At 35.2% G+C, this 22,357-nt stretch carries 19 protein-coding genes; 4 read left to right on the plus strand and 15 right to left on the minus strand.

Annotation, left to right across the window (positions count from 1 at the left end):
* Nucleotides 1-96: 96 nt before the first annotated feature.
* The 6 genes from J4O15_RS07955 to J4O15_RS07980 form a co-directional block, all read right to left on the minus strand.
* Nucleotides 97-774 carry a copper homeostasis protein CutC gene (locus J4O15_RS07955; RefSeq protein WP_208100369.1) on the minus strand — a complete coding sequence of 226 codons (678 nt, stop codon included), beginning with the start codon at nucleotides 772-774 and terminating at the stop codon, nucleotides 97-99.
* Between the two features lie 9 nt (nucleotides 775-783).
* Complete coding sequence (locus tag J4O15_RS07960; protein ID WP_208100370.1) at nucleotides 784-2,094, minus strand: alpha-L-fucosidase; 1,311 nt, start codon at nucleotides 2,092-2,094, stop codon at nucleotides 784-786.
* Entirely contained in the window at nucleotides 2,087-4,432 is a 2,346-nt protein-coding gene (locus tag J4O15_RS07965) for a transglutaminase-like domain-containing protein (protein ID WP_208100371.1), read from the minus strand. The genes J4O15_RS07960 and J4O15_RS07965 overlap by 8 nt, the downstream gene beginning before the upstream one ends.
* A gap of 2 nt (nucleotides 4,433-4,434) precedes the next feature.
* A complete protein-coding gene (locus tag J4O15_RS07970) occupies nucleotides 4,435-5,262 on the minus strand; it encodes a carbohydrate ABC transporter permease (protein WP_008751268.1) in 828 nt (275 codons plus the stop codon).
* 1 nt (nucleotide 5,263) lies between these two features.
* Entirely contained in the window at nucleotides 5,264-6,154 is an 891-nt protein-coding gene (locus J4O15_RS07975; RefSeq protein WP_208100372.1) for a carbohydrate ABC transporter permease, read from the minus strand.
* A gap of 97 nt (nucleotides 6,155-6,251) precedes the next feature.
* Nucleotides 6,252-7,610 (minus strand): ABC transporter substrate-binding protein, encoded by a 1,359-nt coding sequence (locus tag J4O15_RS07980; protein WP_008754586.1) that lies wholly within the window; start codon nucleotides 7,608-7,610, stop codon nucleotides 6,252-6,254.
* A 200-nt stretch (nucleotides 7,611-7,810) separates the two neighbouring features.
* Between J4O15_RS07980 and J4O15_RS07985 the strand changes: the two genes are divergently transcribed.
* Both J4O15_RS07985 and J4O15_RS07990 read left to right on the plus strand, forming a co-directional pair.
* Nucleotides 7,811-9,511, plus strand: a complete 1,701-nt coding sequence (locus J4O15_RS07985) for a sensor histidine kinase (RefSeq protein WP_243762013.1) — start codon at nucleotides 7,811-7,813, stop codon at nucleotides 9,509-9,511.
* Entirely contained in the window at nucleotides 9,508-10,599 is a 1,092-nt protein-coding gene (locus J4O15_RS07990; protein ID WP_009218524.1) for a response regulator transcription factor, read from the plus strand. The genes J4O15_RS07985 and J4O15_RS07990 overlap by 4 nt, the downstream gene beginning before the upstream one ends.
* A gap of 67 nt (nucleotides 10,600-10,666) precedes the next feature.
* On the opposite strand, the gene J4O15_RS07995 is transcribed toward J4O15_RS07990, so the two are convergent.
* The 9 genes from J4O15_RS07995 to J4O15_RS08035 form a co-directional block, all read right to left on the minus strand.
* Nucleotides 10,667-12,073, minus strand: coding sequence for a HAMP domain-containing sensor histidine kinase (locus J4O15_RS07995; protein ID WP_208100373.1), 1,407 nt, complete (start codon nucleotides 12,071-12,073; stop codon nucleotides 10,667-10,669).
* A 16-nt stretch (nucleotides 12,074-12,089) separates the two neighbouring features.
* Nucleotides 12,090-12,782, minus strand: a complete 693-nt coding sequence (locus J4O15_RS08000) for a response regulator transcription factor (RefSeq protein ID WP_208100374.1) — start codon at nucleotides 12,780-12,782, stop codon at nucleotides 12,090-12,092.
* A gap of 31 nt (nucleotides 12,783-12,813) precedes the next feature.
* Nucleotides 12,814-13,608 carry a lantibiotic immunity ABC transporter MutG family permease subunit gene (locus J4O15_RS08005; RefSeq protein ID WP_009218521.1) on the minus strand — a complete coding sequence of 265 codons (795 nt, stop codon included), beginning with the start codon at nucleotides 13,606-13,608 and terminating at the stop codon, nucleotides 12,814-12,816.
* Nucleotides 13,605-14,360 (minus strand): lantibiotic immunity ABC transporter MutE/EpiE family permease subunit, encoded by a 756-nt coding sequence (locus J4O15_RS08010; RefSeq protein ID WP_009218520.1) that lies wholly within the window; start codon nucleotides 14,358-14,360, stop codon nucleotides 13,605-13,607. Before J4O15_RS08010 ends, J4O15_RS08005 begins: the two co-directional genes overlap by 4 nt.
* A complete protein-coding gene (locus tag J4O15_RS08015; protein WP_208100375.1) occupies nucleotides 14,360-15,058 on the minus strand; it encodes a lantibiotic protection ABC transporter ATP-binding subunit in 699 nt (232 codons plus the stop codon). Before J4O15_RS08015 ends, J4O15_RS08010 begins: the two co-directional genes overlap by 1 nt.
* A 247-nt stretch (nucleotides 15,059-15,305) precedes the next feature.
* Nucleotides 15,306-16,325 (minus strand): ABC transporter permease subunit, encoded by a 1,020-nt coding sequence (locus J4O15_RS08020; protein ID WP_009218518.1) that lies wholly within the window; start codon nucleotides 16,323-16,325, stop codon nucleotides 15,306-15,308.
* Entirely contained in the window at nucleotides 16,315-17,364 is a 1,050-nt protein-coding gene (locus J4O15_RS08025; protein WP_208100376.1) for an ABC transporter permease, read from the minus strand. Before J4O15_RS08025 ends, J4O15_RS08020 begins: the two co-directional genes overlap by 11 nt.
* Nucleotides 17,361-18,866: a sugar ABC transporter ATP-binding protein gene (locus tag J4O15_RS08030; protein ID WP_208100377.1), complete on the minus strand. Its 1,506-nt coding sequence runs from the start codon at nucleotides 18,864-18,866 to the stop codon at nucleotides 17,361-17,363. Before J4O15_RS08030 ends, J4O15_RS08025 begins: the two co-directional genes overlap by 4 nt.
* A 75-nt stretch (nucleotides 18,867-18,941) precedes the next feature.
* Entirely contained in the window at nucleotides 18,942-20,012 is a 1,071-nt protein-coding gene (locus J4O15_RS08035) for an ABC transporter substrate-binding protein (protein WP_208100378.1), read from the minus strand.
* Between the two features lie 364 nt (nucleotides 20,013-20,376).
* Here J4O15_RS08035 and J4O15_RS08040 point away from each other — a divergent pair, with 364 nt between their 5' ends.
* Together J4O15_RS08040 and J4O15_RS08045 are read left to right on the plus strand one after the other, a co-directional pair.
* Entirely contained in the window at nucleotides 20,377-20,559 is a 183-nt protein-coding gene (locus J4O15_RS08040) for a hypothetical protein (protein WP_208099433.1), read from the plus strand.
* Entirely contained in the window at nucleotides 20,559-22,235 is a 1,677-nt protein-coding gene (locus tag J4O15_RS08045) for an IS66 family transposase (RefSeq protein WP_208099434.1), read from the plus strand. The genes J4O15_RS08040 and J4O15_RS08045 overlap by 1 nt, the downstream gene beginning before the upstream one ends.
* Nucleotides 22,236-22,357 lie beyond the last annotated feature (122 nt).

The raw sequence follows: 22,357 nt of genomic DNA on the forward strand, positions 1-22,357 counted from the left end.
ATTATACTTTTTTATCTTTTGCAAGTCAAGAAACGGAATATAATAATTTAGCACAAATTTAAAACAGCAAACCCTGAAAGATTTGCTGTTTTGCAATTATATCTCCACTATCTTTGTTCCATGTGCGGCAACTATATTCGGGAGCTTTTTTATCAATTTGTCCAGATTTTTAAAGCTTACTCCACCACCGGGCATTATATCTACATGGTATTCATTTGCACATTCCATATATGCCTTAAGAGTATCTATATTATCAAATATATCATTATTTTCATGACTTCCATGTGTGAGTATTGTATCTATACCAAGCTTTGAGAGTATCTTTATAGCTTCCAGTCTCTTTGCAAGAGCTTCTTTTGGCTCAAGCCCTGCACCTATATGGTCAAAAGCCATATGGAAAGTAAAATTCATTTCCTTTCTGAAAAACTTCGGTGCGGATACCAGTTCCTTAATAAAATCCTTATCAATATCTCCGTTCTCTGTAAGTGCACCTATAACGGCTCTTTTTACGCCCTGATTTGCCATATCCTTCAAATCATTGTACATAACAGCTTTTTCAATATTATTGTATACAAAGTTTCCTCCTCTGGCTCTTATCATAACCGCAAGTTCAACATTATTCGAATCACAAAAAAACTTTGCATAGTCCCTTATACCCATACTTACCGTAGTTCCGCCCACAGCCAGATTGTCACAAAGCTCAATCCTTTTTGCTCCGGCATTAACTACTTCTTTTAAATAAGTGATATTTTCAATACAAGCTTCTAAAATCATATTCTCTCCCTATTTCAATTCTATCTCCACCACAGAATCTCTATCATCCGGAAGTGGATAACAATCGCTTGCAGATGCATCAAAGAAGAAGAAGGCATCCTTTGCAAATTCCTTTAAATTCCAATAATTACTTTGCAATACCTCACTTCCATCTCTTAAAAGACGCATCTTCTTTATTTTGCCTACCATATCACCCAAAGCTATAGCACCGGCTTGCTCTTCAAACACATGTGCATATAAAAGCTTTCCATTTTGGGTAAATCTTCCCCACTCAGGCTTATTATATTCCGAAATCCCGCATCCGTAAATACTCTTTGAGTTTTCCTTCATCCAATCTCCTACTTTTTCAAGTATTTCTACAGATTCCTTTGGAATTTCACCATTTGCCTTAGGTCCGACATTCAAAATAAGATTACCGTTCTTGCTTACACATTCTACAAGCATTCTTATAATAAGCTTATCCGATTTATAATGCTTATCATGGGCATGATATCCCCAGTTATTATTCATTGTTATACAGGCTTCCCATGGTATGGAATTTCCTGCCTCATCCACTATACCCTCAGGCGGAATCATCTGTTCCGGTGAAGCAAAATCACCGGCATAGATGCTTGGATTTAAGGTTTTAATGGTACCTGCATACTCGGCACTTCCCTCAAGTCTGTTGTCTGTTATAATATCCGGCTGGTATTTTCTGACCATTTCCATAAGTTCCTTAGCCTTCCACTTGTCACAGTTCATAGGACCGTATGAAAAATCAAACCACATAAGGTCAAGCTTTCCATAACCTGTTACCAGTTCCTTAACCTGTGCATGCATAAACTCAAGATAATTGTCAAAATTATGATTATAATCCTTCCACTCCTCATTATCTCTCATAGGATGATGCATATCACCATAATGCGGATAATCCTCATGTCTCCAGTCAATAAGTGAGAAATATAATCCCACCTTGATTCCCTCCGCTCTGAATGCCTCCAAAAATTCTTTTACAAGATCCCTGTGACATGCTGCATTCATAGAATTAAAATCACTTACCTTACTGTCATACAGACAAAAGCCGTCATGATGTTTTGCTGTAAGCACTGCATATTTCATACCTGCTTTTTTTGCAAGTCTTGCCCATTCCTTAGGATTATAATCTTCACAGGAAAACTCATCTGTCAGATAGTCATAATCTTCCTTTTTTATCCTCTCTCTGGAACGCACCCACTCACCTCTTGCAGGTATGGCGTACAATCCCCAATGTATAAACATTCCGAATCTGGCATCCCTGTACCACTCGGTTCTTCTTGTTCTTTCTTCTATAAGTTTATTCATTACCGCTCCTTAATATACTTATTATCTTCTCTATAATATTGCCGCTTCCGACCTGATATCCGCTAAAAGCATATACCACTTTTACACCCTTACACAGTGCAACTATGGGCAATGTCTCATGATTTACAAAAGTACTTCTTCCAAAAGCCTCCTGTAAAATCTCTCCAAGATTTGTATATATATCATTATTTTTACTTTTTTCCAAAAGTTCATTTATTGCGCTGTCTTTTCTCTCAAATTCATTTGTAAATAAAAGATTAAGCTTAATATCTTTTAATAATTCATCCTTTAAGATAAGATCATTTGCAATATGCTGAGAAGGCTCCTCTTCCTCCTTTAGCCATATAGTAAGACTTATATCCTCACTGTTTTCCAAAATACCAAGGTTTTCCTGCAAATCCTTTGGCAATATATAGTTTGAGAGCATATCCTTTATATCTGCATGCATATACTCTAACTCTACCTCAAGCTTTGAGTCAGCCTTTAAATTTAAAATATTATATTTAGCACATATATTTCCGTTTGGAAGCCTGTTTTGAGTCGCCAAAACATATTCTCCCTCAGGAAGTTCCATGTTTTCTTTAATACTGCTCTTATCCAGCGAAATAAGATTATTTTCAAAAATATCAAATTTTGATATGGAAAAAGACTCGCCAAAACCGCTAAGATCTCCCTTGATACATAATTTTGCCATACCCTTTGTCTCGGTTTCTTCCCTGATACAGCAGCTGTCAATATATTTTAAGCTATCCAGTATTTTTGAAAGCTCTGTAAAAATTCTAAATCCTTCCCCATCATATAAATACACATCTGCATTTACAAGCTTGGAAGCAATGCCCATAGATCTTAATACATTTACAACAAATATCTTTATGGAAAGAGCATTGGAAATCTTTGTATAATATACTCCTGTTGAGCCTGTAACAGGCTTTTCTCTTGTAAGTCTGATATCCTTTACAAAATCAAGTATTTCATTTACATCTGAAAACTTTGACTTAAATAAGTCTCTGCAAACCTCCAAATGTTCAAAATATACTCTGGGATTTTGAATATGGTTCAAATAAATATCATCATTCACACAATGTATATTTTCCGCCTTCCGGCAGTCTCTTAATACATCAATACTTATATCTCTCTTATCCTTTTCCGATAATATCTCCCAAAGTGAACTCATCCCCTCAGCCATAGCCTGCGCTCTTACCTCTTCATTTGGTAAATCTTTTATTTTATATCCGCTGTCTTTTTTTACAGGAGCTTTTTTTCTGTTTCTGTTACTTGCCTGCGGCACATTTATAAAAAATTCTTTATACTTATTATATTCAGGTTCAAAATCCCTTATATCCACATAAAAAACATCATTATCCTTTAAATCCAAGGGTATAATATAATTTTTTTCTCTATACAGACTTAAAAATACATTTCCTATGCCTATATCCGTCTCATAGGCTCCTTCCATATCTGTTTTTGCCTTTATAATCGGTGAAAACATGGCAAAATTCATAAGACAGATATTAAAATCAATATTTGAAAGAATTTTATCACCATCATATAAATATATCTTTATATACTTTGTATCCGCATATCTTTTTGTCTGATTTATTTCATAAAGCCCTGCATTAAATCCCAGATAGTCTTTGGCTTCTTTTTTAATATTTCCATATAAAATATTTTTGACAATCATAGCTCTGGCTGATGCATCATCAAACCATCCCTTATCAAGTATCTCCTCGGGTTCACAGGCTCCAAGATAATGCCAGTCATTATCCACATAAACCTCTACCCATGCGTGATTGTCATCACAATGAGCCCAAAGCGGTACATAAATCTGTCTTGCGGGTATACCTGCGGCTCTGAATACAGATACTCCAAAAATCGATTCCTCACCACATCTTCCAAAACTTGAATTATATACTGTTATAGGATCAAGTGTTCTGATATCGGTTGTTCTATAGGTAACATTCTTACCGCAAAAATAATTTAATTTTATAACATTTTCTTTTTCCGAATCACCAAGCAAGTCCTTTACAAGCTCATAAAAATATGTTCTGTTTGCAACTATCTTTTCACTTCCGATTCTGTGGAATAATACATAGTTTAAAAATATATCTTCATCAAGCTCTTTGCATCTTGTATTTCTTAAGTTTACACCTGCTCTTGCATAATCTAAAATAATTTCCTTATCTACATTTGCTATATCGGCATATGGCATATGTAAATATAAAAATGAAAGATATTTTTTAAGCTCTTCATCTTCAAAGCTAAAAATAAATTTCTTTATTGAATCTGCAAAAGGATGATTTTTAAGTCTGTCTTCCATTTCAATAAAATATTCGCACATATTTACTCCTTTACCGCTCCGGCTGCAAGACCGCTCTCCACCTTTTCCTGGAACAAAAGATATATAGCCAGAGGCACCGCTACAGTTATTACAATACCTGCCATCATAAGTCCGTACTCCGAACCTCTCTCTCCGCTGAAATTAAGCAGTCCCAAAGATATCGGGCGCAATCTCTTATCATTTATAAACAGTAGTGGGAAAAGAATATTATTCCATGCACCCATAAAATTAAATATTGATATGGTGGATATAGCCGGCAATGTAAGAGGTATCATTATTTTTGAATATATCTGAAAATAACTCGCACCGTCTATAATAGCCGCCTCCTCAAGCGAACGGTTTACTCCCTTCATAAAGGTTATCATTACCATAATACTGAAGGGCAGATTAAATGCCACATAAACAAGTACCAAGGCAAAAATATTATTCTTTAAATTAAAGAGTCCTATAATATAGGATACCGGAACCAAGATTGTGTGCATAGGTACCATCATACCCAGCATAAATACAATTACAAGTACTTTATTTAATTTAAAATCAAATCTCGCAAGTGCATATGCCGCCATGGTTGAAATAAGGCTTGTTAAAATGACTGTAGAGCCTGACTGTATTACCGAGTTTATAAAATAGGCACTCATATTTGCATCTTTCCATGCAATCACATAATTCTTCCACTGTGGATTCTTTGGAAGTGCAAAAGGATCGGAAAAAATATCCAATTTTGTTTTTAAGGAGGAAATAATGGTAAATAACATAGGCATTATAAAAATAATCGCCATAACAATAAGGAAGGTATATGCCACCACCTTCATACTTATATTCTTTTTCATATTATTCCGCTCTCCTTCCCTTATTTAATAATTTATTGCTTCCTACAGTTCCTACAAGGCAGATAAGCATTATGATAATACCGATAGCAGAACCAACTCCGTAGTGGCTGTATTTAAATGCCTCACTTATCATAAGTGTTGTAGGAAGATTTGTAAGTCCGTTAGGACCTCCGCTTGTCATAGCATATACAAGGTCAAATACCTTCACGCTTCCTATAATATCCATAACTATACACATTATTAAGGTCGGCTTTAACATAGGTATTGTAACATTAAAAAACATCTGTACCGGATTTGCACCGTCAATAGATGCCGCCTCATACAAATCTTTCGGAATTACTGTAAGTCCCGCAAGTATAATTACCATATAATAGCCTATACCTGCCCATACATTTACACCCACTATGGTATTCATAGCCGTGGCTTTATTTACAAGCCAGGGAATAGCAAACTGCTTTAATCCGATATTTTTAAGCAATGTATTTAGAGCACCTGTAGGCATAAATACAAAATACCACATAAGACCTATGGCGGTCATAGGAAATACTGTCGGCACAAAAAATATAGTTTTAAATAATCTGTAACCCTTAAGCTTTGCATTCACAGCCACAGCCAGAAGAAGTGCTATAGGTGTATGAAAAAGCACACTGAATACAACCATTCTTGCCATATTTGAAAGTGAGAGTATAAACTGCTTATTATGAAATGCGCTCACATAGTTTTCAAAACCTACAAATGTCAGCTTGGTACCTGCCAAACCGTCCCATTCCACAAAGGAAAAATAAATACCCCCTATAATTGGTATAAGTTGAAAAATTGTATATAAAAGTAATGCCGGCAGGATAAATAAAAAAATAGTAAATTTTGCTTTGGCAGTTTTTAGCTTTATCATTTTTACCTCCTCAATCTTTATTAAAACAGGGCTGTTTGAAATAACAAACAGCCCTAATAACTCTACAAGCTTAGTTTAATCATATTCTAAGCTATTCTTATTTTGCATTATCTATTTCAGCCTGAATCTCTGCTGCAGCTTCCTCTGCACTTGCTCCTGTAAACAAGCTCATTATTGAGTTTCTTGTTCTGTCCTGCATAGATGTAAGTTCATCAAAGTCAAATACATCCACACCGATGCCTTCACTTGTAGCACCAAGTTTCATGCTTTCGATAAACAAAGGACTAACCTTGCTCTCATCAATATCAACACCCTCTATAGGCATAATAAACTGTGCCTCTTCGGCATATCTCTTTGCAGCTTCCTTACTTGTCAACATTTTTACAAGTTCTATTGTAAGTTCAAGCTCCTTTCCTTCAAGCTTACCATTGATCATATACGGGCTGATTACCTGCATATCATTGTTCTTAAATTCCGGCTTGTCCTTAAAATATGGGAATTTAGCAAGTTTGATATCATCATGTACCGGTGTCTTTTCAGGATCAACAAACCTTCCTATCATCCAAGGTCCTGTAACCACCATTGCAGCCTCACCGTTTTGGAAAGCTGTCATTGCAATATCATCCTGCATACCTACCGCATTAGGATCAAATGCCTTTGCATCAATTAAATCCTTTATATACTGAAGTGTTTGTACTACATCAGGATCCGTCCACTTTTTGCTTCTGTTTCCAAGTTCCTTTGCAGCCTCTGTTCCAAGCCATTTGTAGAAGATTTGATCATGTAAATGTCCACCCATATAGTTTGAGCTTTCTCCGAGAGCTATAGGTGTAACACCATTTGCATTTAACTTCTCAATAGCAGCCAATAAATCATCCCATGTCTGTGGGAATGTCTCTATTCCTGCCTCTTTTAATATATTTTCATGATAATAAACTCCTATAAGACCCGACTCCATCGGAACCGCATACGTTCCTTCCTTGCCCGGTACACTGTAGTATGACAATGCACCCGGTGCAAAACTCTTGCCCCACTCAGGGTCGGCATCAAGATATGGCTTGACATCAAGTAAAAATCCGTTATCAATATATTTTTGAAGATTGGCTACACCCTGTACACGGTATATATTTGCCATCTTTCCGGATGCCATATCTGTAGATAAAATATTGTTAAAAGCACTCTCATCACCCTGTGAATCATCAATAATCTCCACTTCAGGATGCTTTGCCTTAAACTCGTCCAAGATACTGTTATAGATCTTCACTATATCGGAAGTTCCTGCCATACGAGTAAGCAATCTGATCTTGATTTTTTCACCTGAATCAGAAGCTTCCTTGGAAGAGTCGGCACTACTTTGTGTATCTCCTCCCGCCTTGTTTCCCGAACCGCAAGCTGTAAGTGCTCCAATCGATAAAGCCAAAGCCATACCAAGCATCGCAATTTTCTTTAATTTCATAAATCCTCCTTCAAAACACGATACAAAATTTATGCCTTGATTATAACAATTTTATTAATGTACTCCTATGGAATTTTTATAGATTTCTTGTCATTTTAAATATTGGCATGTATAATTATTTCTATAAATTTTTAATAAATTTATATTACAATAGTTAAAATTTTAATAATCAAATTTTTTATTATATTCGGGAGTTTATTTTGAAGAAAAATAAAAGCATTTATTTACAATTATTTGACGGACTTAGAATTATGGTGCTGCTTCCGGTCGGTATACTGTTTTTTATCACAAGTATAATTTTTATATTTTATTATACCAATGACCGAATCGAGGCGTCGGATATACAGCTAAGTCATATAGAAAACAGGCTTGATCATTATTTTACATCCGCCACACATTATTCCAGACTTTTACTAAACAGTGATGTAATACAGAACAGTCTGAGCACCTATTATAATGATAATAAGTATTTTTCACCTCAGAAGATAAATATGAGCCTTGAAATTTATAAGCTTATTTATCCGGCACCCTATATTTTCGGTATCAGCATATATGATAAAGACTACAATATAATTATAAGCTCTGAAAGAAAGCCATATCCCGGTGACTTTAAAACCATCAAGGTAACAGGGGGCAAATGGTTTGCCACAAATAAATATGATAATTCAAGTGATGACCTGATTGACACATTCTCCTATGTTCATCCTATATATGACTATAGAAGCGGTGATTTGTACGGCTATATAGAACTTATAATATCGGAAAAAAGTATATCCGATATATACAGTGTTTCAGATACATCCAATTCCTTTTATCTTATTTTGGACAATGAGCTTAATATTATAAGTAAATCAAATTATTTAAACGGAAATACCACTCTTACCGATACTATACTTGGTACTATAAAATCAGGACAATCCGGGCATATATTTTCAAGATACGGCTTTGTAAATACCATGCAACTAAAAACCTATCCTTGGAAGCTTGTACATGTTATACCCCTTTTCTTTTTTATAAAGCCTGCCCTTACAATAGGCATTGTGTTTTTTATTACAACATGCTTTTCACTTGCTTTGGCACTTTTTATGTCAAAAAACATTGCAAAAAGTCTCAGCAAGCCCATATATGCTCTTGTTGAACATACACATTTTGTAAGTAAGGGACATTGGAAAGAGTTTTCCTATAATGCAGACTCTCCTGAAATGAAGGAGCTTATAGGTGATTTTAATATAATGTTAAAGTCACAAAATGATTTAAAAAATAAACTTATCGACATTGAAAAAGAAAAAAACCGACTTGAGATAGACAAGGTAAATGAGCAGATAAAACCGCATTTTTTATATAATACCTTGGATAATATATATTCTTTGGCAAGCCTTGATGAGAAGAAAACATTGATGGAACTGGTTATGAACCTTTCAAAATTTTATCGTGGAAGTCTAAGTCTTGGTAAAAGCTTTGTAAAAGTAGGAGAAGAACTCAATACCTGCAAGGCATACCTTGATATTATGGCAATAAGATATCATGATAAATTTGAATACAGCATTTCCTGTACGGAGGAATTAAAAAATTTTAAATGCCCCAAGCTAATACTGCTTCCTCTGGCTGAAAACAGTATCTATCATGGTATCAAGGGGTTAAAATACAAGGGACAAATAGATATCCGTGTTGACCAAGATGAAGACAATATTTTATTTAATATTTCCGACAACGGTTTTGGAATAGATATGAAAAATCTTGATTTGATACTTAATGATGATACTGTAAACAATCGACATTTTGCCCTGAAACATATAAACAGAATTTTAAATTTATATTATGGCGGCAATTATAAACTTGATTTTAAAAACAATGATTCAGGTTGCAGTATTTCCTTCAAAATAAAAAAGGAGTTTTTATGATAAAGCTTATTATAGCAGATGATGAGTATTTTATTCGGGCAAGACTTGAAAAAATAATTTCAGAAAGCAGAGAGAATATTGATATAGTTTCTCTCTGCGAAGACGGAGAGGATGTTATCAAATATCTCTCCGCTTCAAATATTGACTTATTATTATTGGATATAAAAATGATTTCAATAAGCGGTCTTGAAGTTTCCAAATATGTTTTTGAAAATAATTTAAAGACAAAGATAATACTTCTTTCAGGTTATAATGATTTTAATTTTGCAGTGGAGGCTATGCGATATGGAGTTTTTGACTATCTGACAAAGCCTATAAGTGAGGAAGCTTTGCTTGAGAGTCTGGATAAATGTATTGCTGTTATAGAATCATCCAAAAATATACCGAAAGACAGGAGTATAGCTCTTTTATCAGGATTATTTAAAAAGGAAAACAGCTTTATAAAAGCCAAGGATATCAGCAATATACGCCCACTTGTTATAAAATATATGTCAAATTCGGATAAAGAAGCTTACTCTGATTTTATAAAAGAAAATACCAAAGATATAGTGGATAATTATAATGCCTCCACACTTTATAAATTTATCCGTGAAGTGCTGGGCAGTCTTGATATAAAATACCATATATTACAAAGCCTTACTCTGGTTCAATATATGCAGGAAAATATTTTTGATAAGGAAATAAACAGTATCGAAAAACTTGAAGAAATTATCCTTGAAATCGGCATAGACTGTATGAGTTTAAATACCATACTTACAAAGGAGCAGCTGATCGGAAAGCAGATACTTGAAGATATCGAAAATAATTTTTGTGATTCAAATTATACTGTGGCACAGATTGCAAAAAATATAGGTAAAAATCCTTCCTATATCAATACGGTATTTAAAAAAGTATATGGTAATACCATAAAACAGACTTTGTCGGATTACAGGCTTGAAAAAGCCAAAAAGCTCCTGCGAATGAGCAATATGAAGATTGTGGACATAGCAAATGAATGCGGCTATGTGGATATCTTTTATTTCAGCAAAAGATATAAGGCTAAATTCGGCTACCCTCCAAGCGAAGAAAATTTAAAGCAGAATTTATAACTCTTATTACACCAAACGACATAGTTTTTACCTTGTCGTTTGCTGTAGATATTTGCTTATATTCTCTTTAATCCGGATGCCAAAATATTATATCGGCACCTTTAAGTGCCGTATTTTTTATAATGACGGAACCATGAAGTTGTTCGACCAATTTTTTTACAATATAAAGTCCCAGTCCCAAATGACCGCCTTCACTGCTTCTGGCTTTATCACCCCTATAAAACCTGTCAAATACTTTATCCATATCTTTTTGAGTGAAGCCGCTTCCTGTATCACAGATCTCATAAACTATTTTATTATTTTCTTTATTTACAAAAAATTTTATGCTTCCTTTATTCGGAGTGTATTGTAAACTGTTTGAAAATATATTGTCCAAGATACGTTCAAGTCTGTCAATATCCAACATCACACATCCCAAATCACTATTTATATTTAAAACAATATCAATTTCTTTTTGCTTTGCTTGAAATCTATATTGACTTATCTTTTTTTTCAAAAACTCAGTCAAATTTACATTTCTTAACACTGAATTTGTATTTGCATTTTCCAAATCTGAAGTGTACTGCATCTGCATAACAAGATTGGAACTTTTTTTTGCATTTCCGTTTATAACATTAAGATATGTTTTCAACTTTTCATCATCTATCGAATCTGTATCTGTCAAAGCCTCTGAATATGCCATTATCACAGACAATGGAGTTTTCAAATCATGTGCCAGTGCTTCAATCATCTCTATACGTTCCTGTTCCGCTTTCCATTGAGAAAATAACGACTTTTTAAGTTCATCTTTCATTTCCGTAAAAGCAGTGCATAGTTTTCCAAGCTCATTGTCAGATTGATAATTGACCTCAAAATCCAAATCTTTTTCCTTTATCTTTTGTGAAGCTTCTATCAACAGCTGTAGAGGAAGATTTATCTTATTTACCAATGATGTTGAAAACAGTCTTGTAAAAATAATAAAGTACAAAAATGGTGAAAGCATGGCAATAACTGCTATGGTTATTCCGATATTCTTATATGGATTTCCAAGCTTATACAAAAGTATTACGGCACCTTCTATCTTTGTGCCATTGCCAATCGGAACAATATAAGCAAACCTTCCTTTTAATACAAATGTTGTATTAATCTTATCAATAAGTTTATCAGTGTCTGCAAATACCCTCTCTTTGTATGTTCCGTACAATACCTCACATTCACTGTTTAAGACCTGATACATTATTCCATTTCCTTTTATAGTATTATTTAATCCGCTTTCTCCCTTTACATAAAGCAAATCCGTATTTTTTTCATGAATATATGCTTCAATTTTGGGTATTTGTTTTTCATAAAAATTTTCAGGATATTTACCGATATTTTGAATTCCGAAATATAACAGTATTGCAATTATATATGTAATCAATGTTGCAAGAATACCGGAAATTAAAATCATTACAAAGGTTCGTCTAAAACTCTTTACAAGCGAACGATCTTTCATAGCATTCCCAACTTTCTTAAATTCTATTCCATTTGTAGCCTATTCCCCATACTGTAGATATATATTCCGTATCAGATCCTCCCTCTATAAATTTGGCACGAATCTTTTTTATGTGTTCAACTACAGTACTTGAATCTCCGTCGGAATCATAACCCCAGATTTTTTCATATATCTGCTCTCTTGAAAAGATCTGTCCGGCATGTAATGCCAAAAACTCCACAATATTGTACTCAAGTCTGGTTAATAACAAATCATTACTACCTATTTTAACAGTACACTCTTTTATATTTATACTCAATTCCTTGAAATATAATTTATTTCTTTTATGTTCCGCATTTATATATTGAGATCTTTTTTCTCTTCTCAAATTAGCCTCTATCTTAGCCATCAATTCTTTCAGTCCGAAGGGTTTGACAATATAGTCATCTCCGCCGATATTCAGCCCTTTGATTTTATCCGCTTCCGACTGCCCGGCACTTAAAAATATAATCGGGCAAAGTACATCATCCCTTATTGCATTGCACACCTCAAAACCGTCCGCTTTCGGCATCATAATATCAAGTATTATCAGATCAGGTTGCTTTCTTGCAAGTTTTATTCCCGTTTCTCCGTCATAAGCCGATAATACTTCATGTCCCACAGCTTTTAATTCATCAGCAAGCAGCATTACAAGTTCTTTTTCATCATCTATAATAAGTATCCTGCTCAAATCATATCCTCCCTAAGCCTGTATCTTATATCTACTCATAATGTTTTCTGCCTTCCCATCTATAAAACCGGACTATACCACAGCTTAACATTATAATCAGATAAATTATAACGGATATTATCCCGCTTAAAAGTTGTGTTGTTGCCCATCCTGAAGAAATTAACTGTGGAGGTTTAGCCATGCCGCCCACAAACTCCGGATAAGGTCCTATAGCTTTTACAAGTCTTATAGGCAATGCCCATGGTATAAATTGCCATATATTGTTACCAAGTTCACTTCCTCCGATCATTGCAGCCGCCAAAAGACCTATAATTCCCATACCTACAGAAGCACCTATGCCGTATACAAAGCTTATCCACAGATGTATCGCAATAAGAGGAAGTATTCCTAATAAAAGAAGAAGCACTCCGGCTATAAAAAATATCTCTATATGGACTGTATCGGAAAAGAACATTGTCATTCCTATACAAAACACTGATGTGCCTAAAATAAGTGTAATTGCACACACAATACTTATTATAAAAAATTTACCAAGATACAGTCTGTACCTTGAAAATCTTTCACTTAAAAAGCCGTTAAAGCTCCCTGCAAGCTCTTCTTCATATACAATCTGACCTGCAAAAACACTTATAATTATCGGAATGATAAATATCGCCCATACTTCAAAAAAAGTTTCAAAAATATCCACTTCAAAGTGATCGCCCCTTTTATGTAAAGCAATATATCCTATTATACATCCCGACATCAAAAAAGGTAATATAAAAGTAATCCATTTGATGGAAGTCCTTTTTATTTTAAGCCATTCAGATGATATTAATTTAATCATTTTACTTCCCTCCTCTTAAACCAAAATGCGGTAACTATTGTGATTATTATAAAAACCGACAATGAAATGCCGATACCTATAGGAATTACCGACATATCTCTTAAATTTGAACCCTGCTCCAATAAAGTTCCGTTAGGATGTACGCCTATAATTGCACACATAAGCCTAATTCCCCAAGCCCAAGGTATAAAAACCCAATATGAACCCGCTGCTGATACAATACCTGCAATAAACCCTATAAACCCTACCACCATACTTAAAAACAATCCTTTATAAGTTGCCGCAAACAGCTGAATCGGTATCAATGCAAGTGATACCAGCCACGAAATAAAAGTTGCTTCAAATATCTGAATATAAGGAATCGTACCCTTTGCCGTAATAATCCCAGATATAAGTATCGAGAAGGATAATACAATACATGACAGCAGTGTATGAAATGCCATAACTGTTATCTTGCCTACCCATATATTTATAGCTGAAGTCTGATGTGTACGTAAAGAACGATAATTCCCGGCCTTTCTCTCCTGAGCGTCAACCAAAAAGGCAAATAATGCCATACCGAAAGGCAAAAATACTACAGTCCATATATTGAAAACCATAGAAGTCACCAAATCCCAATTTCTGACAATATCTTTCGGCATCAATTTGACACCTGCCATCGCCTGTACTGCAAAGAATAAAGGAAAGCTTAAAATTATCTTTCTTGTAAATGTTCTTTTATACTTAAGAAGTTCACAACCTATAGTATTCATTAATCTTTGCCTCCTTTTATGATATCCAAATAAAACTTTTCAAGGCTAATCTTTTTACTTGGCTTACCCTGAAATAAAAGTTTTCCTTTGTCAATGATGCCTATATCATCAACAACCTGTTCCACTTCAGATAAAATATGGCTTGATAAAATCACTGTCATATTTTTTTGCGGAAGAGATATAATAAAATCACGCAATTTTTGAATTCCTACCGGATCAAGTCCGTTAGTAGGTTCATCTAAAATCAACAGTTTCGGATTTCCCAAGAGAGCTGTTGCAATACCAAGTCTTTGTTTCATGCCCATAGAAAAATGTGAAACCGGCTTTTTATCTGTATCATCCAAATCAACCAACTCCAAAACTTCATAAATTCTTTCCTTTTTTACACCAATCAACTTTGTATGTACCAACAAATTCTCCATAGCGGTAAGATTCCCATATAATGCCGGACTTTCAATAAGTGAACCCATTTTTGTAAGGTGTTCATGTTTTAGGGTTTCACCTTCAAAAATAATCTTTCCGTCAGTAGGTCTAAGCAATTCCACAATCATTTTTAATGTCGTTGTTTTGCCTGCACCGTTTTGTCCAAGCAATCCATATATGCTGTTATATTTTATTTTCAGTGAAATATTATCAACAGCTGTCTGATTACCAAATCTCTTTGTTAAATTTTTTGTTTCCAAAATAAAGTCATTCATAACTTTCTCCTTATATATTAAGCTTTGTTCATAGTCAAAAGCTTAATATATAAAAATAAAAAAATTATAATATTTTGAAATATTTAAAAATATATGGAATAAAGTATTTGGTCATATATAATTCCTTATAGTTGCAAAAATAAAAAATCACAGAATAAGAATATTCATTTCCGGTTCTGTGACTTTTCTTGTTTGAATGCAGTCTATTATAAGTAAAGTATGAACATCTGAATTTACACTTTATCTCCTACTTCTGTTCTTTCTTTGACATTGCAAGAATACTTTGTAAAACTATAAAAAATGCAAGTATTGTTGCAATTATTATTTTTGTCCACCAGGAAGACAGAGTTCCCTGAAAACTTACAAAGGCTTCTATAGTTCCCTTTATAAGTACACCGAAAAGACTTCCAAATACATTCCCCACACCTCCCGTAAGAAGTGTACCTCCTATAACCGAGCCTGCTATTGCCTCCATTTCAAAGCCCTTTGCCTGCTCTACAAAGCCTGCACAGGTATTTAAACAAAATAAAAATCCTCCTATTGAGCAAAGCAATCCGTTAAGTATATATACTTTAAGCTTTATAGATTTTACATTCAATCCCAAAAGTAGTGCCGACTGTTCATTTCCTCCTACGGCATATACACTTCTTCCAAACTTGGTGTACTTTAATAAGATAAACATAATAACCAATATAATCAATGCCGCTATAACCGTTGGGTAGATATATGGATAAACTGTCACTCCCTTTTTATTTACAATTCCGAATAAAGGAATAGTGATTTTATTATTTGCCCATGCTAAAAATGTCTCATTTTTTATACTGATCATCTCCTGTGATATAATTGCCGTCATACCTCTGGCAAAGAACATACCTGCAAGGGTAACTATAAACGGTTGGATATTAAGATAGGCGATAAGTATACCCTGCACAAGTCCGAATACCAGTCCCATTAACATAATAACAATAATAGAACTTACAGCATTCATATTTCCCTTTTCCATCATCCATGCAAGTACCATGCAGGTAAGTGCTACAAATGAACCTACGGAAATATCTATACCGCCGGATATTATTACCATGGTCATACCTGTGGCTATAACTATAAGTCCCGCATTCGATATAAAGAGATTTAAGAATACCTGAGGCTTTTGAAAACCCTTATTGCCAAACATTATAATACCGATTGAATACATTATTATAAAGAGGACAATAGTCATATACAAAAGGAATGCCTTGTTATCTATATTTTTTATTTTATTTCTCATATACTTTCTCCACCTTCCTCTTTAACTTAAACTCCTTTATAATCCTTTGAAATTCTTTTGACTGTAAAGATACTATTATGACAACCACTATTGCCTTATATACCGGAAGCTGATCGGCTGAAACACTCATAGCATATAATGTTGTGGTAAGTGCCTGAATAGTATATGCTCCTATAACACTTCCAAGTAATGAAAATTTTCCGCCGCCAAGACTGTTTCCCCCAAGCGCAACTGCAAGTATCGCATCAAGCTCTATATTAAGTCCTGCGTTATTGGCATCAGCGGAATATACTCTTGATGACACAATCATTCCGGCAAGCCCTGCAAGAAGTCCACAAAATGCATAGGCTATAAACCGTATAAGTACAGGATTTAAACCTACAAGCTTAGCCGCCTTATTATTTATGCCGACTGTTTCAATATAAAGTCCCAAGGCGGTCCTTTTTAATATTATAAATGTCAGTATAACTACAGCTATTGCAACAAATACCGGTGTGGGAAGCGGAATACCTTTAACAGAATTGCCGAGCATCTTAAACGATTCAACTCTTATATAGGTTATCTGTCCGTTTGTTACAAGTTGTGCCATCCCCCTTCCGGCAGTAAAGAGTATAAGTGTAGCGACCATCGGTTGTATGTTCATCTTGGCTACAAGAAATCCGTTAAACGATCCACACATTAAACCGACTATGATAGCCGAAGCAAATGCGACTATGTATGGCGAGTGATATACGCCTGTTGATACTTCTCCACCGGATAAGACAAAACAGGCAACCGCACCTGATAAAGCACATACCGCACCTACCGATATATCCGTACCTCCCGAAGATGCTACCACAAGAGTCATACCTACAGCCAATATAACAAGCTCACTTGCACGGTTAATCACATCAATTATATATCCGTAAAAAACTCCGTTTTGTATTGTAATATTAAAGAAATTCGGAGTCTTTATTATATTTATAATTAACACCAGAATAAGACTTACTATAGGAAGAAAAAGCTCTGTAGACATTATATTATTTATTTTGGCTTTCATTTATCCACACCTCCTGCTATAGCACTCATTATATTTTTTTGAGATATCTCATCAGATTTCAGTTCTCCGACTTTTTTCTTATCTCTCATTACCACCATTCTTTGACATGTTCTTATCATCTCCTCTATTTCCGAAGAAATAAAAATAACACTCATTCCTTCTCCTGCAAGCTTTAAAACAAGCTTTTGTATTTCAGTTTTTGTGCCCACATCAATACCCCTTGTCGGCTCATCTAAAATAAGCAAATCGGGATGTGTCAAAAGCCATCTTCCAAGTATTACTTTTTGCTGATTACCACCTGAGAGCTGCTTTATAGGCGTTTCTCTGCTTGCAGTTTTTATTTGCAGTATTTCTATATATTTATCTACAAACTCTTCCTGTTTTTTTCCGGGAATAAGTTTAAAGATCCCCTTCTTAGCCTGTAAAGCTATTATTATATTTTCTCTTACAGATAAATCGGCTATAATGCCTTCATCTTTTCTGTTTTCAGGCAAATATGCCATACCCAGCTTCATAGCATCTATAGGTGCTTTTATCTTCACTTCATTATTATCAAACAGTATTCTTCCTGTATCTCTCCTGTCGGCGCCATATATTGATCTTACAAGTTCAGATCTTCCCGAACCAAGCAGCCCTGTTATCCCTACCACTTCGCCTTTATTAAGCTCCAGATCAAAAGGCTTTATATTTCCTTTGGAACTTACAGACTCCGCCTTAAGAAGAAGCTCTTTAGACTTGGTATCTTTATTTTCCCCCTTAATATTTTCAAGATCATTAAAATCTTTCCCCATCATTTTGGCTACAAGCTGTACTCTTGGCAGGTTCTCCACCTCAAACTCTCCGACCTGGCAGCCGTTTCTTAAAACTGTGATCTTATCACATACCGCATATACCTGCTCCAAAAAATGAGTAACAAATATTATGCCTATGCCGTCCGCTCTCAGTTTTCTCATAAGTGTAAACAACTTTTCAACCTCACCGTCATCAAGTGATGATGTAGGCTCATCAAGTATAAGTACCTTTGCAGACATATCCACAGCTCTGGCAATAGCAATCATTTGCTGTATTGCTATTGAATAATTTTCAGTAGGCTTTGTTACATCTATTTTTATATCAAGTTTATCTAAAAGCTCCTTTGCCATCTTATTCATATTTTTCCAATCAATAAATCCGAATTTTCTCGGTTCTCTATCCAGAAAAAGATTTTCCGCTACTGAAATATTCGGGCAAAGGTTTACCTCCTGATACACGGTACTTATTCCGTTTGCCTGTGCTTCCTTCGGACTTTTATTTATTATATTTTTCTTGCCCTCAAGAATAATTTGTCCGGCCTCAAATTCTTCCACACCTGTAAGCACCTTTATAAGAGTCGATTTACCTGCACCGTTCTCTCCCATCAGGGCATGAATTTCACCTTTATTCAGATAAAAATCCACATTATCAAGTGCCTTGACTCCGGGAAAGTTTTTACATATCCCTCTCATCTCCAATAGATTATCCATAATCACCTCAAAAGGAGTGAGGAGCAATATACTCCTCACTCCCACTATGTCCTTTATATAATCATCAACTAAGTTTTAATATGCTCTTTCGGACTTAATTTTTTCAAGGTCCATACTTGTATCAAAATATGATTCATCAACATATTGAATCTTCTCTACAGTTTCACCCTTCTCAAGCTTTTGAATTATCTCGGCAACTCTAGGTCCATGCAAAGGACTGCACTCGATACTTGCATTCAAATCACCTGCAATCATTGCATCAAAAGCCGCCTTTACAGCATCATATGATATAACTGTTATCTCGCCTTCCGGTCCACATGTCTTTCCTGCAGCCTTTATTGCATCTATAGCACCGAAAGCCATATTGTCATTTTCAGCAACCACAACATCTATATCATCAAATTGCTTAAGGAAAGATTCCATAACCTCCTGTCCTTTTGACTGTGTAAACTCACCTGTCTGCTTTGCAAGCATATTCCAGTTTGAATTTTTTGCTAAAATATTTGCAAATCCGTCAGTTCTGCCCACCTGTGCTGATGCTCCTATTGTACCTTGAAGTGTAACTATATTTATTTTTTCATCATTGTTTTTTCCTTTAAGTTTAATATAATCTTCAAGCCAATGTCCTGCAGTCTCACCCTCTTTTATAAAATCACCACATACAAGTGCAGTATATAGTGAATCGTCTGATGTCTTTATCATACGGTCTGAAAGTATTACAGGTATACCTGCATCCTTTGCCTCCTGTAAAACAGTATCCCAACCGGTTTCAACAACAGGTGCAAGTACAATATAATCAACTTCCTGCTGTATAAAATCTCTTATAGCCTTTATTTGATTTTCCTGTTTTTGCTGTGCATCATTAAATATAAGCTCATAGCCGTTCTCCGGAACGAATGTGGACTTAAATGACTCTGTATTTGCTGTTCTCCAATCAGATTCGGCTCCTACCTGTGCATATCCCACAACAATTTTTTCCTTTGCTTGTTTAGACTCCTCGGTCTTAGCCTCTTCACTTTTTTGTTCGGCGCTTGACTCTACCGCCTTGCTTTCTTCAGGTGCCTTTGCTCCACCTCCACATCCTGTAAGTGCAAACATTGTCAGCATAATTGCCGATACAAATAAACCTAAACCTCTTTTACTCATAAAATCCTCCTTTAAAATATTTTTACGAAACATTTTCGTTACTGTACACGGGTAGTATATTCCCATTGTGAAAAATGCCGAAAATTATTTTCTTATTTTATTATGAGTGATTCGGTTAGTAGAGTTTTTGTTGGTAACTCTGCCAACCGAATTTTTTGTATTTAAGTTATCAACAGATTTTATCTATATCTATCCTATACAGAATGATTTCACTATCATTTGTGGATAGTTCTACACAATCTGTGTTTGAACATGGTTTTTTTTAAGAGTTATGAACATGGCAAAATAACGAAGGGACTTTGTCGTCAAATTCGCATAAATACAACATTTCTGATATAATCTTACCATGAAATGAGGTGAGTATATGAATCATATTTCCGGTAAGATAGAACAGCTTTTAGCCTTACAAAAAACATTATGTAAGGAATACGAAAAGGAAAACAAGGTACTTTTGGAAACAATCGAAGCTCAGAAAGAGCAAATATATCTTTTGGAGCGAATTGTTAATAATCAGAATAAAATAATCAAGGAACTGGAGAAATCATAATGAGAATTCCCTTTGAATATATTGGTGCTTTACAACAGGAAAACAAAATACTAAAAAAGGAAGTTGCCGATTTTAAATCAGGTGAGCGCTTTAAGCAGATTCAAAGGGAACATCAAAAGTTGATCGATGAGTATCGTAGGCAGATAAAGCAACTAAACCTTGTTATTGAAGGTCTTCATAGGGATGTAAAAAATGCATGGAAATGGTGTGAAGAAGCATACGAGGACGCACTTAAAGAACTACATGCATCAATGAAAGAGTTGAAACGTGGGTTAAAAGAGAAAGAAAAGAAGTGGTTGTTATCAGAACGTGACAGGGAACAGGCGTTGTCTAAGATTACTGACCTTTGCCGTGAAAACAGCGAATTAAAAACTCAGCTTGATGATGAGAAAGGACGAAATAAAAAACTTTTAGCACAGCTAAACCGTGACTATGAGAATTCCTCCATTCCGTCATCACAATCAAGAAACCGCAGTAAAATTCCAAATAATCGTGAGTGTACCGGAAGAAAACCCGGGGCACAGCCGGGCCATGCCCACCATGGAAGAAAGAAACAGATACCAACTCAGGTCATTTGCCTTCCGGCACCAAAAGAGGTGGCAAAAGATCCGGGTTTTAAGAAGACAAATAAGACTATTATCAAGCAGCTCGTTTCTGTTGAGTTGATTATGAATGTAACAGAATATCAAGCGGATGTATACTACAATTCCACGACCGGAGAGCGAATCCATGCGGCTTTTCCAAGTGGTGTTGTTGACGATGTGAACTATGATGGCAGCATCAAGGCACTTTTGTTTTTGTTAAACACAGACTGTGCTGTTTCTATTGACAAAAGCAGTCGTTTTCTGTCAGATCTTACCGGTGGAAAACTGAAAATATCAGGAGGCATGATAAATAAACTCTGCCATGAGTTCTCAAAAAAAACAAAAATAGAGCAAAAAAAGATCTTTGCAGACCTGCTGTCTTCTGCGGTTATGCATACAGACTGTACAAATGCTAGGGTAAACGGAGAAAGTGCATATGTATATGTATGTGCAACACCGGATGAACAGAATGTTCTTTACTTCGCCCGTGAGAAAAAGGGGCATGAAGGTGTAAAGGGAACTGTAACAGAGGATTTCCAAGGTATTTTGGTACACGACCACGAAATCACCTTTTATAAGTATGGCAATGCCCATCAGGAATGTCTCGCACATGTACAACGGTATCTGAAAGACAGCATGGAAAATGAGCCATCTTTGACCTGGCACCGCAAGATGAGAGAACTAATCCGGGAAATGGTACATTACAGAAATGAGCATGCAGATGATGCACATTTAGATCCCAAGATCGTATCTGACTTTGAAGGAAAGTACCAAGAAATCCTTGAAAAAGCTGGGGAAGAGTACATACTTCATGAGCCAAGTCCTTATTATCGTGATGGATACAATCTGTATCGCCGGATGCAGAAATATAAAGCGCAACATCTACTCTTCCTGCATGATATGAGGGTGCCAACTACAAACAATACAGCAGAACGCTGTTTAAGAGATTATAAGAGGAAGCAGACTTTTGCAATGACATTTCGAAGCTTTGAAAGCATCGAAGAATTATGTCAGAGCAAGGGTGTGCTGCTTGGAGTACGGAAAAATAATCCAAACCTTTACACTGCTGTCAAGGAAATCTTTAATAGATAATATGGAGCCTGAACGGCGTGTTAGACTCCATAAGTTTAATAGATTAAGATGTAGAAGACAAGCTTACCCGTGTACAGTAACACATTTTCTTTTCAATACTATTTTAATATAAAAAAATCTAT

It is taken from the genome of Lachnoanaerobaculum sp. Marseille-Q4761 (assembly GCF_017565785.1).
Taxonomy (GTDB): domain Bacteria; phylum Bacillota; class Clostridia; order Lachnospirales; family Lachnospiraceae; genus Lachnoanaerobaculum.

Coding starts and splice junctions, on each gene's coding strand:
- J4O15_RS07955 (WP_208100369.1), bottom strand. CDS start 774: ATGATTTTAGAAGCTTGTATTGAAAATATCACTTATTTAAAAGAAGTA.
- J4O15_RS07960 (WP_208100370.1), bottom strand. CDS start 2,094: ATGAATAAACTTATAGAAGAAAGAACAAGAAGAACCGAGTGGTACAGG.
- J4O15_RS07965 (WP_208100371.1), bottom strand. CDS start 4,432: ATGTGCGAATATTTTATTGAAATGGAAGACAGACTTAAAAATCATCCT.
- J4O15_RS07970 (WP_008751268.1), bottom strand. CDS start 5,262: ATGAAAAAGAATATAAGTATGAAGGTGGTGGCATATACCTTCCTTATT.
- J4O15_RS07975 (WP_208100372.1), bottom strand. CDS start 6,154: ATGATAAAGCTAAAAACTGCCAAAGCAAAATTTACTATTTTTTTATTT.
- J4O15_RS07980 (WP_008754586.1), bottom strand. CDS start 7,610: ATGAAATTAAAGAAAATTGCGATGCTTGGTATGGCTTTGGCTTTATCG.
- J4O15_RS07990 (WP_009218524.1), top strand. CDS start 9,508: ATGATAAAGCTTATTATAGCAGATGATGAGTATTTTATTCGGGCAAGA.
- J4O15_RS07995 (WP_208100373.1), bottom strand. CDS start 12,073: ATGAAAGATCGTTCGCTTGTAAAGAGTTTTAGACGAACCTTTGTAATG.
- J4O15_RS08005 (WP_009218521.1), bottom strand. CDS start 13,608: ATGATTAAATTAATATCATCTGAATGGCTTAAAATAAAAAGGACTTCC.
- J4O15_RS08010 (WP_009218520.1), bottom strand. CDS start 14,360: ATGAATACTATAGGTTGTGAACTTCTTAAGTATAAAAGAACATTTACA.
- J4O15_RS08015 (WP_208100375.1), bottom strand. CDS start 15,058: ATGAATGACTTTATTTTGGAAACAAAAAATTTAACAAAGAGATTTGGT.
- J4O15_RS08020 (WP_009218518.1), bottom strand. CDS start 16,325: ATGAGAAATAAAATAAAAAATATAGATAACAAGGCATTCCTTTTGTAT.
- J4O15_RS08025 (WP_208100376.1), bottom strand. CDS start 17,364: ATGAAAGCCAAAATAAATAATATAATGTCTACAGAGCTTTTTCTTCCT.
- J4O15_RS08030 (WP_208100377.1), bottom strand. CDS start 18,866: ATGGATAATCTATTGGAGATGAGAGGGATATGTAAAAACTTTCCCGGA.
- J4O15_RS08035 (WP_208100378.1), bottom strand. CDS start 20,012: ATGAGTAAAAGAGGTTTAGGTTTATTTGTATCGGCAATTATGCTGACA.
- J4O15_RS08040 (WP_208099433.1), top strand. CDS start 20,377: ATGAATCATATTTCCGGTAAGATAGAACAGCTTTTAGCCTTACAAAAA.
- J4O15_RS08045 (WP_208099434.1), top strand. CDS start 20,559: ATGAGAATTCCCTTTGAATATATTGGTGCTTTACAACAGGAAAACAAA.